Source organism: Rhizobacter terrae, assembly GCF_003852895.1.
GTDB lineage: Bacteria > Pseudomonadota > Gammaproteobacteria > Burkholderiales > Burkholderiaceae_C > Albitalea > Albitalea terrae.
The window spans coordinates 1,388,573-1,400,989 of record NZ_QUSW01000001.1 but is presented as its reverse complement, the minus strand read 5'-3'; the positions used below and the strand labels follow the sequence as shown (position 1 = coordinate 1,400,989).

12 protein-coding genes are annotated in these 12,417 nt (G+C 67.5%); 11 read left to right on the top strand and 1 reads right to left on the bottom strand.

Going from position 1 to position 12,417, the window contains the following annotated elements; genetic code table 11:
• The first annotated feature begins 3 nt into the window (after positions 1 to 3).
• The 8 genes from fmt (at position 4) to DZC73_RS06455 (ending at position 7,641) form a co-directional block, all read left to right on the top strand.
• Positions 4 to 954, top strand: coding sequence for a methionyl-tRNA formyltransferase (fmt, locus tag DZC73_RS06490; RefSeq protein WP_124539332.1), 951 nt, complete (start codon positions 4 to 6; stop codon positions 952 to 954).
• A 73-nt stretch (positions 955 to 1,027) separates the two neighbouring features.
• Entirely contained in the window at positions 1,028 to 1,465 is a 438-nt protein-coding gene (locus DZC73_RS30140; protein WP_235835009.1) for a hypothetical protein, read from the top strand.
• Between the two features lie 103 nt (positions 1,466 to 1,568).
• Positions 1,569 to 2,351 (top strand): head GIN domain-containing protein, encoded by a 783-nt coding sequence (locus DZC73_RS06480; protein WP_161974481.1) that lies wholly within the window; start codon positions 1,569 to 1,571, stop codon positions 2,349 to 2,351.
• Between the two features lie 54 nt (positions 2,352 to 2,405).
• Positions 2,406 to 3,188, top strand: a complete 783-nt coding sequence (locus DZC73_RS06475; protein ID WP_124539330.1) for an AzlC family ABC transporter permease — start codon at positions 2,406 to 2,408, stop codon at positions 3,186 to 3,188.
• Positions 3,185 to 3,514 (top strand): AzlD domain-containing protein, encoded by a 330-nt coding sequence (locus tag DZC73_RS06470; protein WP_124539329.1) that lies wholly within the window; start codon positions 3,185 to 3,187, stop codon positions 3,512 to 3,514. The genes DZC73_RS06475 and DZC73_RS06470 overlap by 4 nt, the downstream gene beginning before the upstream one ends.
• A gap of 85 nt (positions 3,515 to 3,599) precedes the next feature.
• Positions 3,600 to 4,793 carry a phosphoglycerate kinase gene (locus DZC73_RS06465; protein WP_124539328.1) on the top strand — a complete coding sequence of 398 codons (1,194 nt, stop codon included), beginning with the start codon at positions 3,600 to 3,602 and terminating at the stop codon, positions 4,791 to 4,793.
• Between the two features lie 111 nt (positions 4,794 to 4,904).
• Positions 4,905 to 6,335: a pyruvate kinase gene (pyk, locus tag DZC73_RS06460; RefSeq protein ID WP_124539327.1), complete on the top strand. Its 1,431-nt coding sequence runs from the start codon at positions 4,905 to 4,907 to the stop codon at positions 6,333 to 6,335.
• A 100-nt stretch (positions 6,336 to 6,435) separates the two neighbouring features.
• On the top strand, positions 6,436 to 7,641 hold the full coding sequence (locus DZC73_RS06455) for a threonine ammonia-lyase (protein WP_124539326.1): 1,206 nt from the start codon (positions 6,436 to 6,438) through the stop codon (positions 7,639 to 7,641).
• A gap of 141 nt (positions 7,642 to 7,782) precedes the next feature.
• Here the strand turns inward: DZC73_RS06455 and DZC73_RS06450 are convergent, their stop codons facing one another.
• Entirely contained in the window at positions 7,783 to 8,805 is a 1,023-nt protein-coding gene (locus DZC73_RS06450) for an ATP-binding protein (protein ID WP_161974480.1), read from the bottom strand.
• A 284-nt stretch (positions 8,806 to 9,089) separates the two neighbouring features.
• Here DZC73_RS06450 and fba point away from each other — a divergent pair, with 284 nt between their 5' ends.
• From fba to DZC73_RS06435, 3 genes are all read left to right on the top strand, one after another.
• Positions 9,090 to 10,157 (top strand): class II fructose-bisphosphate aldolase, encoded by a 1,068-nt coding sequence (fba, locus tag DZC73_RS06445; protein WP_124539324.1) that lies wholly within the window; start codon positions 9,090 to 9,092, stop codon positions 10,155 to 10,157.
• A gap of 170 nt (positions 10,158 to 10,327) precedes the next feature.
• The gene (locus DZC73_RS06440) at positions 10,328 to 11,236 is read left to right on the top strand and encodes a phosphoribosylaminoimidazolesuccinocarboxamide synthase (protein ID WP_124539323.1); all 909 of its coding nucleotides are present in this window, start codon (positions 10,328 to 10,330) and stop codon (positions 11,234 to 11,236) included.
• Complete coding sequence (locus DZC73_RS06435) at positions 11,233 to 12,390, top strand: hypothetical protein (RefSeq protein ID WP_124539322.1); 1,158 nt, start codon at positions 11,233 to 11,235, stop codon at positions 12,388 to 12,390. Before DZC73_RS06440 ends, DZC73_RS06435 begins: the two co-directional genes overlap by 4 nt.
• Positions 12,391 to 12,417: the final 27 nt, after the last annotated feature.

The window sequence follows — 12,417 nt, the reverse complement described above, 5'->3', positions numbered from 1 at the left end:
GGCATGCGCGTCGCTTTCGCCGGAACGCCCGAATTCGCCCTGGTGGCATTGCGCTCGCTGCACGCGGCGCGCTTTGAGATCCCGCTCGTCCTGACCCAGCCCGACCGGCCCGCAGGCCGCGGCATGAAGCTGCAGGCCTCGCCGGTGAAGGCCTTCGCGCAGGAGCATGGCATTTCCGTGGTGCAGCCGCGCAGCCTCAGGCTGGACGGCAAATACCCCGACGACGCTGCGGCCGCGCGCGAAGCCCTGCAATCGGCCAAGCCGGATGTGCTGGTCGTCGCGGCCTACGGCCTCCTCCTGCCGTCCTGGGTGCTTGAACTGCCTCGCCTGGGCTGCCTGAACATCCACGGCTCGCTCTTGCCGCGCTGGCGCGGTGCGGCCCCCATCCACCGGGCCATCGAGGCGGGCGATGCACGCACCGGCGTCACCATCATGCAGATGGACGCCGGCCTGGACACCGGCGACATGCTGCTGGTGGAGTCGATTGCCATCGGTCCGCAAGACACGACGGCGACCGTGCACGACAAGCTCGCCGCGCTTGGCGGCCGGCTGATCGTCGAGGCCTTGGAAATCGCCGCTTGCGGCACGCTGAAGCGAACGCCGCAGTCCGAAGAGGGCGTGACCTATGCCCACAAGGTCGACAAGGCCGAAGGGCAGATCGACTGGAGCCAGCCTGCGCAGGTCATCGAGCGCCGCATCCGCGCCTTCGACCCCTTCCCCGGCGCCAGCACCAGCCTGGACGGTGAGCAGGTCAAGGTCTGGAAGGCACTAGCCGGTTCGACAAACGGCAGTCCGGGCGAGGTCGTCCATGCGTCCGGCGACCTCCTGGCCGTGACCTGCGGCACGGGTTCCGTGCAATTGCTGGAGCTGCAAAAGGCCGGCGGCAAGCGGGTGACTGCCCGGCAGTTCCTGCAGGCGCATCCGGATCTCCTGGGCCGCCGCCTCGGGACCTGAGCCGGCAAACCCACACGCTCAAGTCGGGCGCCGGGCGGCCGATATCCGCAGCAGAACTCCGTGTGACCCGACCATGCTGCGCCCTGCCATCCTCGCCGTGTCTCTTGCAACCGCCCTGCTGGCGGGATGCGACATGCTGGGCATCGAATCGCCCGAGAAGGTGGCTGCGGCACGCGATGCGGAGGGGCGCGCCATCGGCGGCGCCTGCCGCCATGCCGGCCGGGCCATCGAGGACTGCTATGCGTTGAACCGGCGTGCCGACAAGGCGGCCATCTTTGCCGGCTGGCGCGACATGAACGACTACATGCGCGAGAACAAGATCGAGCCGGTGACGCCGGTCATCGTCCAGCAGCAGCCGACGACCAAGGTTGTGGCCGATTCCAAATCCGACAAATCCGACAAGGATGCGAAGGACAAGGACGCCGATGCCGAAAAGCCGGCCAAGCCCAAGCTCAAGGAAGCGAAGGAAGCCAAGGAAAGCAAGGACGCCAAGCCCTCCCACGCGTCCTGAGCCGTTCCAGCCGGCGTTTTCTGCAGTTCATCGCAAGCCCCGCGACCGCTCGCGGGTGGCTGGGCACCATCGCGGCATTCCAACTGACGCCGACGGAGGTCCCATGCTTGCACTCGCCTACTTCACCCCGCGCCGCTACATCCTGGGTGCCTTCGCCGCGGCGATGGTGGCCTCCGGTGCCGCCGTGGCTGACGAGAAGGGCAGCTGGAGTGAACGGTCCTGGGGCCCGATGGTCAAGGGCTCGGGCCAGGTGGTGACCGAGGCCCGCCAGGTCAGCGGCTACCAGGGCGTGCACCTCAAGGGCTCGATGAAGATCGTGCTGCGCCAGTCCGGCCGTGAAGGCGTGCAGGTGGAGGCCGACGACAACCTCATCGGATTGATCGAAACGGCGGTCACCACCCGCGACGGCCTGCCCACGCTGGAGATCGGCACGAAGAAGGGCGCCAGCTACACCACCCGCAACCGCATGACGGTGACCGTGGACCTCATCGACCTCCAGTCCGTGGCCATCAGCGGCTCCGGCGATGTGTTGGGCAACGGCATCAAGTCGGGCGAGCTTCGGCTGTCCATCGTCGGCTCGGGCGATGTGCGCCTGACCCAGCTGGCCACCGGGACGATGGCCGTGAATGTCTCCGGCAGCGGCGACGTGGCGCTCGGCGGCAAGGCGGACAAGCTCAGCGTGTCCATCGCCGGCAGCGGCGACGTGGTGACGCGCGAGCTGCAGGCCGAGGAAGTGAGCGTGAGCATTGCCGGCAGTGGCGATGCCAAGGTGAATGCCCGCAAGACGCTGAACGTGTCCATCGCCGGCAGCGGGGATGTCGACTACACCGGCGATCCGGTTCTCAAGACTTCCATCGCCGGCCATGGAAACGTGAAAAAGCGCTGATTTACGCAATCACCCCGCCTCGCAGGGTTTTCCCGTAGCGAGGACAATCGCCGGATGCATTTCCTCCGCGCCGCCTGGCGGCACCCCCAGTACCAGGCCGGCGTCAAGGACATCGCCGGCGTCAGCCTGGGTGTGGCCGCCTGGGGCCTGGTGACCGGCGTGGCCATGGTGAAGTCGGGCCTGAGCGTGCCGCTGGCCCTGCTGATGAACCTGGTCGTCTATGCCGGCAGCGCGCAGCTCGCGACGGTGCCGCTCATCGTGATGAACGCGCCCATGTGGGTCGTCTGGGCCACCGCCCTGTGCGTGAACCTGCGCTTCGTCATCTTCAGCGCCCAGTGGCGGCCCTACTTCAAGCAGCGCCCGCGCGGCGAACGCGCCTTCCTCGGCTACATCAGCGGCGACCTGACCTACGTGCTGTTCATGAAGCGTTTCGCCGAGCCGCGCGAGGACGAGGGCCAGATCGAATACTTCCTCGGCGCCTCCAGCCTGAACTGGATGGCCTGGCAGGTGCCGTCCATCATCGGCATCGTGCTGGCCGACGTGGTGCCCACCCAATGGGGCCTGGGCTTCGCCGGCGTGCTGGCGCTGCTGGGGCTGACCTACTCCCTGGTTTCCGACCGGGCCACCCTCTTCGCCGCCGTGATCGCGGGATGCGCGGCCGTGGCGGCCTTTGCGCTGCCTTTCCGCCTGCACATCGTCGTGGCCATTGCCGCCGCGGTCTGCGTGGGGCTGATGATCGATGGCGGTGGCGATGCCGGCCGGCGCATCCGCAGCCTCCTGGCCGGCACAGGCCCGCGCCTCAAGCGCGATGGCGTCGCCAAGGAGATGCTGGCATGAACAGCCTCGACACCGTGCTGACCATCCTTGGCCTGACCGTCATCACGGTCATCACGAGGTCCTTCTTCCTGCTGTCCGACAGGGAGCTGGTGCTGCCGGCCTGGGTGCAGCGCGGGCTGCGCTACGCCCCGCTGGCGGCGCTTGCCGCGGTCATCGTGCCCGAGGTGGTGATGACGCAGGGCCACCTCATCGACACCTGGAAGGATGCGCGAATCTACGCGGTGGCTGCGTCCACGGCGTACTTCTTCTGGCGCCGCGGCATCCTGGGCACCATCCTCACGGGCATGGCCGTTTTGGTGCCGCTCAAGCTGTTGCTGGGCTGGTAAGTCCCTCGGCGAAACCGTTTCGTTCCGGCTGCGGAATCGGCGATCCCTAAAATCGCCGGGTTGAATCCACCAACCCCCGCACACCATGAACGTTCTCCGTTTTGAAGACCTGATTGCCCAGGGCAAGGTCGCAGGCCAGCGCGTGTTCATCCGCGCCGATCTCAACGTGCCGCTGGACGACGCCGGCCACATCACCGAGGACACCCGTGTGCGGGCCTCGGTGCCCTGCATCGAGATGGCCCTGAAGGCCGGTGCCGCGGTGATGGTCACCTCGCATCTGGGCCGTCCGACCGAAGGTGAGTTCAAGCCCGAGGATTCGCTCGCGCCCGTCGCCAAGCGCATGGGCGAGCTGCTGGGCCGCGAGGTGCCGGTGCTGCGCAACTGGGTCGATGGCGTTGACGTGAAGCCCGGCCAGGTGGTGCTGCTGGAGAACTGCCGCGTCAACAAGGGCGAGAAGAAGAACAGCGAGGAGCTGAGCAAGAAGATGGCCGCGCTGTGCGACATCTTCGTGCACGACGCCTTCGGCACGGCCCACCGCGCGGAAGCCTCCACCTACGGCATCGCGCAGTTCGCGAAGATCGCCTGTGCCGGCCCGCTGCTGGCCGCCGAGATCGATGCCATCAGCAAGGCGCTGGCCAATCCGAAGCGCCCGCTGGTGGCCATCGTGGCGGGCAGCAAGGTCAGCACCAAGCTCACCATCCTGCAGTCGCTGGCCAAGAACGTGGACCAGCTCATCGTGGGCGGTGGCATCGCCAACACCTTCATGCTGGCTGCCGGCCTGCCCATCGGCAAGTCGCTGGCCGAAGCCGACCTGGTGGGCGATGCCAAGGCGGTCATCGAAGCCATGAAGGCCCGCGGCGCCGCAGTGCCGATTCCGGTGGACGTGGTGACGGCCAAGACCTTCGCCGCCGACGCGCCGGCCACCGTCAAGGCGGCTGCGGACGTGGCGGCCGACGACATGATCCTGGACATCGGCCCCAAGACCGCTGCCCAGTTGGCCGACCAGCTCAAGGCAGCCGGCACCATCGTCTGGAACGGCCCGGTGGGTGTGTTCGAGTTCGATGCCTTCGCGCATGGCACCGAAACCATCGCGCGCGCCATTGCGGCATCGAGCGCCTTCAGCATCGCCGGCGGCGGCGACACGCTGGCGGCCATCGCCAAGTACGGCATCGAGAAGGACGTGGGCTACATCAGCACCGGTGGCGGCGCGTTCCTCGAAGTGCTGGAAGGAAAGACCTTGCCGGCGTTCGAGATCCTTCAAAAACGCGCCCAAGGCTGACGTTCAGGCAGAGAATCGGTGCGGCCGAGCGGGGCCGATGAGCCCCGCACGCCGTAACTGCATGAAACTTCCCGCGCCCATAATCGCGGGCTTTCGAACACAGGAGACTCCATGTCCCGCGCCACCAAGATCGTTGCGACCCTCGGCCCTGCCTCCAGTTCTCCCGAGGTCTTGACGCAGATGATCCTCGCGGGCGTGGACGTGGTGCGGCTGAACTTCTCGCACGGCAAGGCGCAGGACCACATCGACCGCGCCAACCTCGTGCGCGACGTGGCGCGCCAGGCCGGCAAGGAAGTGGCCATCATGGCCGACCTGCAGGGCCCGAAGATCCGCGTGGGCAAGTTCGAGAACGGCAAGATCATGCTGGAGGCCGGGCAGAAGTTCGTGCTCGACGCCGCCTCCACCACGCTGGGCACCAATGACCGCGTGGGCCTGGACTACAAGGAGCTGCCGCGCGACGTGAAGCCCGGCGACACGCTGCTGCTCAACGACGGCCTGCTCAAGCTGACGGTGGAAGCGGTGCGCGGCGAAGAGGTGCACACCGTCGTCGTGATCGGCGGCGAGCTGTCCAACAACAAGGGCATCAACAAGGCCGGTGGCGGCCTGACCGCGCCGGCGCTGACCTCCAAGGACATGGAGGACATCAAGACCGCGATGTCCTTCCAGTGCGAATACCTGGCGGTGAGCTTTCCCAAGAACTCCACCGACATGGAGATGGCACGCCAGCTGGCCAATGTGGCCGGCGAGCCGTGGCGCCACAAGCCCGGCATGATCGCCAAGATCGAGCGCAGCGAAGCGATTCCGGTGCTGGAGGCCATCCTGCGGGCGTCCGACGGCATCATGGTCGCGCGCGGCGACCTCGCGGTGGAAGTGGGCAACGCCGCCGTGCCGGCGCTGCAAAAACGCATGATCCGCATGGCGCGCGAGATGGACAAGGTCGTCATCACCGCCACGCAGATGATGGAGTCCATGATCGTCAACCCGGTGCCCACCCGTGCCGAGGTGAGCGACGTGGCCAACGCCGTGCTCGACGGCACCGACGCCGTGATGCTCAGCGCCGAGACCGCGGCCGGCAAGTACCCGGTGGAGACCATCGAGCAGATGGCCGCCATCGCCCTCGAAGCCGAGCGCGCCGAGGACGTCACGCTGGACTCGGACTTCACGAACAAGCACTTTGGCCGCATCGACCAGTCCATCGCCATGGGCGCGCTGTTCACCGCGCACCACCTGGGCTGCAAGGCCATCCTCGCGCTGACGGAGTCGGGTTCCACCGCGCTGTGGATGAGCCGCCACAAGATCAAGGTGCCCATCTACGGCCTGACGGCACAGCCCATCAGCCAGCGCAAGATGGCGCTGTACCGCAACGTCAGCCCGCTGCTCATGCCCACCTACACCGACCGCGACGAGGCCCTGCGCCGCGCCGAGGCCCTGCTGGTGGAGCGCGGCGTGCTCAAGCCGGGCGATACCTATGCCATCACCTGCGGCGAGCCCATGGGTTACCCGGGCGGCACGAACATGCTGAAGGTCTGCCGGGTCGGCTGAGATCCTTCACGGGTCGGGTGCCACCGATCCGGATTTCATGCGGACCGGCGCCCCACAAGCCTGAGGTTCATCGGCGGCAACCCGTTCACAATAGCCGCCCATGAGCCTCACTGCCGCCGACATCCACGCCGCCGCTCAACGCTTGCAGGGCCAGGTGCTCGACACGCCGTGCATGCCCTCGCGCACGCTGTCGTCCATCACAGGCTGCGAGGTCTTCCTCAAGTTCGAGAACCTGCAGTTCACCGCGTCCTTCAAGGAGCGCGGGGCGCTGAACAAGCTGCTGCAACTGACCGAAGACGAGCGCTCGCGCGGCGTGCTGGCGGTGTCGGCCGGCAACCACGCGCAGGGCGTGGCCTACCACTCGCAGCGGCTGGGCATTCCGGCCACCATCGTGATGCCGCGCTTCGCCCCGGCCGTGAAGGTGGAGAACACCCGGCGCTTCGGTGCCAACGTGGTGCTGCAGGGCGACACCTTCGACGACGCACGCGCCCACGGGCTGGCACTGGCGGCGGAACGGGGCCTGACGGTGGTGCATCCCTATGACGACCTGGCCGTCGCGGCCGGGCAGGGCACGATCGGGCTGGAGATGCTCAGGCAGCAGCCCGACATCGACACGCTGGTCGTGGCCATCGGCGGTGGCGGACTGATCAGCGGCATCGCCACGGCGGCAAGGTCCATCAATCCGGAGCTCGAGGTGATTGGCGTCCAGACCGAGCGCTTCCCCGCGGTGTGGAACGCGATGCACAGCGCCGCCAACGAAAGTGCGCAGGCGACCATCGCCGATGGCATTGCCGTCAAGCAGCCGGGCGCCCTCACCGTGCCCTTGATCCGCGAGCGCGTGGCCGATGTGCTGCTGGTCAGCGAAGACGACATCGAGCAGGCCATCCTCATGCTGCTGGAGATCGAGAAGACGGTGGTCGAAGGCGCCGGTGCGGTGGGCCTGGCTGCACTCATGAAGCACCGCGCACGCTTTGCCGGCCGCAAGGTCGGGCTGGTGCTGTCGGGCGGCAACATCGAGCCGCTGGTGCTGGCCGAGATCATCCAGCGCGGCATGGTGAAGTCCGGCCGCATGGCGCGGCTGCGCTTCGACGTGCGGGACGTGCCCGGTGCGCTGGCCGACCTGGCATCGTGGCTGGGCAAGCTGGGCGCGAACATCGACGAGGTTCAGCACCAGCGGGCCTTCACCTCGCTGTCGGTGGAGCGCGCGCAGATCGAGGTGGTGGTGCAGACGCGTGGCGTCGCCCACATCGAGGAAATCCTGACGAAGATGCGCGAGCAGGGCTACCACGCAGAACGCGTGGGCTAGAGGTGGGCCCCCCAGTCGCTACGCTCCTGCCCCAGGGGCCGCACAGAGGCCCCTTCGTGGCCCTTGGGCGCCACCCAGCGGACCGGCGAAGCCGGATCCGCGGGCGTGGCTTGAAGGGGGCACTCGCGGGGCTCGTGCCCTCTACGCTGCGCAGCGGATGCTCTGCACCATGGTCGCCACGTCCGGCGACATGTTTACCGGCACGAGCTCGAATTCCGGTTGCTGGCTCGCGAACACGCGGAACAGCTCGTCGGCGAAGCCGTGCCCGATGTTGGGCACGCCCGCGAAGTCGACCTCAGCACGGCGGAATTGATTCAGGCGGGCCGCGACGCGGCGCGCCTGTGCACGTGATTCCAGCCCGGCGAGCGTCGAGGTGATCAGCCGCAGCGGCACCACGGTGCGCTCGAAGGCCATGCCATGGCCGTCGGCGCTGTAGGCGCGCAACACGCCGTCCAGCGTGCGGGTGGTGTCCAGCGCGATGGCGGCGAAGATCGACGTGCCCTGGCGCTTGAGCGCCCGGCCAGGCGTCCAGCCCGCGGCATCCCACTCGCGGCGCTGGAAAGCGCGCTCATTGGCATGCAGGTCGAACACGTCGGCCAGCTTGGAAGTGAAGAACAGCCCGCGGCCGGTGTGGCGCTGGGGCTGGCTGGTGAGCTTGCCCTTGCTCAGTTCCAGCATGGCCAGCGTCGGGTCTTCGAGCGAGAAGGCCTCGTTGATCTTGTCGAACACGCCGCGCCCGTCGTCGGACACCAGCAGTTGCACATGGCTGGGCGTCTGGCGCAGCGAGACGGTCACCGCCGTGCCCTCGCTGTGGTCGATGGCGTTGTTCAGCAGCTCGCAGAAGGCGTGCTGGGCCATGCGATGCACTTCGCGCGGCAGGTTGAAGTAGGGCGCGAAATCGCGCACCCAAGGCAGATCTTCCTCCAGCCCGGCGAGCGGGTAGGTGCGGGCCACCTGGCGCAGCAGCCCGGGCCGGTAGCGCGGCTTGCTGCGGCTGCCTTCACGCACCAGCCACTGCAGCTCGACCAGCCGCGTGAGCGCCTTGTTGGCGGTGCGCCGCGTCACTTTCATCTTCGCCGCGACGTGGTCGGCCAGGTCGGTGGGGTGGTCGAGCGCTGCCGGCGTGATCCAGAGCGTGAGCGTGTTGATGTCCAGTCGTGCCATGGGAAATCCCTTCTCGCAGGGGTCCAGTGTCGGACGCCGGCCGTCCGGCTTGAGCCGGAAAAGCGGGGGGTTCCCGGCCCAGTTCTTTTCCGCGGCCCCGGAGTGGTCCCAGGTTGACGAAATCGCGCCCAGGGTGCACAACCCCCCTGCTTGGGCGTGGTTCATGTCCGGTGGCGCCCGAGTGCGCCCCGGTAAACTCATGGAGTTACGGCGCGGTTACGGCGGATTCGTCCGCCCCCGGACTCGCGACCTGAAGTTCTTTCTCAACTTCCTGGAACCACACCATGCCACTCGTTTCCATGCGTCAGCTGCTGGACCACGCCGCCGAAAACGGCTACGGAATCCCGGCCTTCAACGTCAACAACCTCGAGCAAGTGCAGGCCGTGATGTCGGCGGCCGATGAAGTGGGTGCGCCGGTCATCCTGCAGGCCAGCGCCGGTGCGCGCAAGTACGCGGGCGAAGCCTTCATCAAGCACCTCATCCAGGCGGCGGTCGAGGCCTTCCCGAAGGTGCCGCTGGTGATGCACCAGGACCACGGCCAGAACCCCGAGGTCTGCAAGGGCGCCATCGACCTGGGCTTCACCTCGGTGATGATGGACGGTTCGCTTCAGGCCGACGGCAAGACCATTGCCAGCTACGATTACAACGTGGACGTGACCCGCCGCGTGGTGGACATGGCCCACGCGCTGGGCGTGACGGTGGAAGGCGAACTCGGCTGCCTGGGATCGCTCGAGACCATGAAGGGCGACAAGGAAGACGGCCATGGCACCGAAGCGACCATGACCATGGACCAGTTGCTGACCGACCCCGAGCAGGCCGCCGACTTCGTCAAGCGCACGCAGCTCGACGCCCTGGCCATCGCCATCGGCACCAGCCATGGCGCCTACAAGTTCAGCCGCAAGCCCACGGGCGACATCCTCGCCATCGGCCGCATCAAGGAAATCCACAAGCGCATCCCCAACACGCACCTGGTGATGCACGGCTCGTCCAGCGTGCCGCAGGACCTGCTGGAAGAGATCCGCAAGTACGGCGGCAACATGAAGGAAACCTACGGCGTGCCGGTGAGCGAGATCCAGGAAGCCATCAAGCACGGCGTGCGCAAGATCAACATCGACACCGACATCCGCCTCGCGATGACCGGCGCCATCCGCAAGTTCTTCGCCGAGAACCCCGAAAAGTTCGACCCGCGCGAATACCTCAAGCCCGCGCGCGAAGCGGCCAAGAAGATCTGCCGCCAGCGCTACGTGGAGTTCAACTGCGAAGGCCAGGCCGGCAAGATCAAGGTCGAGACCCTCGCGGTCTATGCCGCGCGCTACAGCAAGGGCGAGCTCGCGCAGCAGGTCACGGCCTGATCCGGCGATGCTTCCAGACAGGGCGCCCGCGAGGCGCCCTTTTTGCTGGTGGGCTTACACGAAATCCATCGGGGGCAAGACTACAAAACACGCGGCTCCGAGCGGCATCCCGCTCACTACAATCAAGTTCCGTTGGATCGCGCACGCCCCTTTTCGTTTACAAGAACACCATGTCAGACGCACTGCTCTCCTCGTCCCTCACTTCGCTGCCGCTGCTGGCCCGCGGCAAGGTCCGCGACAACTATGCCGTCGGCAACGACCGCATCCTCATGATCGCCAGCGACCGGTTGAGCGCGTATGACGTCGTGATGGGCGAGCCGATCCCGGGCAAGGGTGAGCTGCTCACGCAGATGGCGCTGTTCTGGTTTGCCCACCTCGAAGGCATCATTGCCAACCACCTCACCGGCGACGACCCTGTCAGCGTCGTGAAGCCGGAAGAGCGCGCGCAGGTGCGTGGCCGCTCCATGCTGGTCAAGCGCCTGAAGGGCCTGCCCATCGAGGCCGTGGTGCGCGGCTACCTGGCCGGCAGTGGCTGGAGCGAATACCAGCAAAGCCAGTCGGTGTGCGGCGTGGCACTGCCGCCTGGACTGAAGAACGCGAGCAAGCTGCCCGCACCCATCTTCACGCCGGCCACCAAGGCTGAGATGGGCGACCATGACGAGAACATCAGCTTCGAGCGCATGAGCGAGATCATCGGCGCCGAGTTGGCCGCCAAGGTCCGCGACACCTCCATCGCGCTTTACTCCAAGGCCGCTGAGATCGCGCTGCGCAAGGGCATCATCATTGCCGACACCAAGTTCGAGTTCGGCCTGGACGACCACGGCCAGCTGGTCCTGATGGACGAGGTGCTCACGCCCGACTCGTCGCGCTTCTGGCCGGTGGAAGGTTACGAGGCGGCGTTCACCGAAGGCCGCAATCCGCCCAGCTACGACAAGCAGTTCGTGCGCGACTGGCTGGAGTCGGTGCGCATCGACGGCAGGCCGTGGCCCAAGAAGGCGCCTGCGCCCACCCTGCCGGCCGACGTCATCGAGAAGACGGCCGCCAAGTACCGTGAAGCGCTGCAACGACTGACGGCATGAACGCGCGCGCCCCCCATTCCCGGCTGCTGGCGCGGCTGGATGCGGACATTGCGCGGACGCGCAACCTGGTCGATGCGGCCTGCCTGCGCGCCGAACGTGCGGGCTTCCTCGCGCGGCGCGGGCAGTTCGCCGAGGCGAAGGCCGAGCTGGATGCCTTGCATGTGCATTTCGCCGATCGTCCGCACCCGGCGGTCAGTGCGTGGCTGTGCATGGTCGAAGGCTGGATGCTGCACTTCGGCAGCCTGAGCGCCGGCGCCCGTGACAAGCTCAAGCGCGCGCAAGCCCTGAGCGCCGCAGCGGGCCTCGCCCAGCTGCAGGCGCTGAGTTCGGCCTGGCTCGCCCACATGGACTACTCGCACAACGACCTCGACGGCCTGGTGCGCAACCTCACGCTGGCCCTGCAGCTGGCCGCGCCCGACAACCACGCGGCGCGGGCGCGGGCCTGCATGGTCGTGGCCCTGTCCTACGACTTCTGCGACCGCATGGACCTCGCACAACCCTGGTACGTGCGCTCGCGAGAGCACGCGCTGGCCGAGGGCGACGAGACCACGCAGAGCGCGCTGAACTACAACATCAGCGCGCACCGCGTGCACCATGCCATGCAGGCGGCGGTCTTCGGTGGCGACGTGCAGGGCCAGGCGCGCTACGCAGAGGCGGGCGCCGAGTGCGCGAGCAACTTCGACGACTGGGTGGGCACCGAATCGCTGGACGCACTGATGCCCATGCAGCGCGCCTGCATTGCCTCGGTGCAGGGGCAGTACGGCGATGCGTTGGCCTTGTACGAGAAGCACCTGGAAGACGCACGGCAGCAAGGCCTGGCGCGGCTGACGGGCAACTACCTCGCGGACATGGCGTGGTGCCGCTGGCACCTGGGCGACCGCACCGGCGCGCGTCGAGACGGCCATGCGGCGGCGCAGTCCATCGACTCGTCGATGCACGTGGACGACCAGGCCACCACTCATGCGCGACTGGGCCTGTTGTTCGGGCTACTGGGCGAAGAGGAATTGCGCACCGGGCACGGCGCACGGGCCCAGGAGTGCTGGGCGCGGCACCGCGCCTACCAGGACGAGATGGTGCGGGCCTTCGAGGCGGCCCAATTGGTCACCTACCGGCCGGGCCAGGAGCCGCAGGACCGGGTGCCGGTGAAGGGTTGATGACCCGGGCGAGGCAGAGCCGCTTGA

Coding starts and splice junctions, on each gene's coding strand:
- fmt (WP_124539332.1), top strand. CDS start 4: ATGCGCGTCGCTTTCGCCGGAACGCCCGAATTCGCCCTGGTGGCATTG.
- DZC73_RS30140 (WP_235835009.1), top strand. CDS start 1,028: ATGCTGCGCCCTGCCATCCTCGCCGTGTCTCTTGCAACCGCCCTGCTG.
- DZC73_RS06480 (WP_161974481.1), top strand. CDS start 1,569: ATGCTTGCACTCGCCTACTTCACCCCGCGCCGCTACATCCTGGGTGCC.
- DZC73_RS06475 (WP_124539330.1), top strand. CDS start 2,406: ATGCATTTCCTCCGCGCCGCCTGGCGGCACCCCCAGTACCAGGCCGGC.
- DZC73_RS06470 (WP_124539329.1), top strand. CDS start 3,185: ATGAACAGCCTCGACACCGTGCTGACCATCCTTGGCCTGACCGTCATC.
- DZC73_RS06465 (WP_124539328.1), top strand. CDS start 3,600: ATGAACGTTCTCCGTTTTGAAGACCTGATTGCCCAGGGCAAGGTCGCA.
- pyk (WP_124539327.1), top strand. CDS start 4,905: ATGTCCCGCGCCACCAAGATCGTTGCGACCCTCGGCCCTGCCTCCAGT.
- DZC73_RS06455 (WP_124539326.1), top strand. CDS start 6,436: ATGAGCCTCACTGCCGCCGACATCCACGCCGCCGCTCAACGCTTGCAG.
- DZC73_RS06450 (WP_161974480.1), bottom strand. CDS start 8,805: ATGGCACGACTGGACATCAACACGCTCACGCTCTGGATCACGCCGGCA.
- fba (WP_124539324.1), top strand. CDS start 9,090: ATGCCACTCGTTTCCATGCGTCAGCTGCTGGACCACGCCGCCGAAAAC.
- DZC73_RS06440 (WP_124539323.1), top strand. CDS start 10,328: ATGTCAGACGCACTGCTCTCCTCGTCCCTCACTTCGCTGCCGCTGCTG.
- DZC73_RS06435 (WP_124539322.1), top strand. CDS start 11,233: ATGAACGCGCGCGCCCCCCATTCCCGGCTGCTGGCGCGGCTGGATGCG.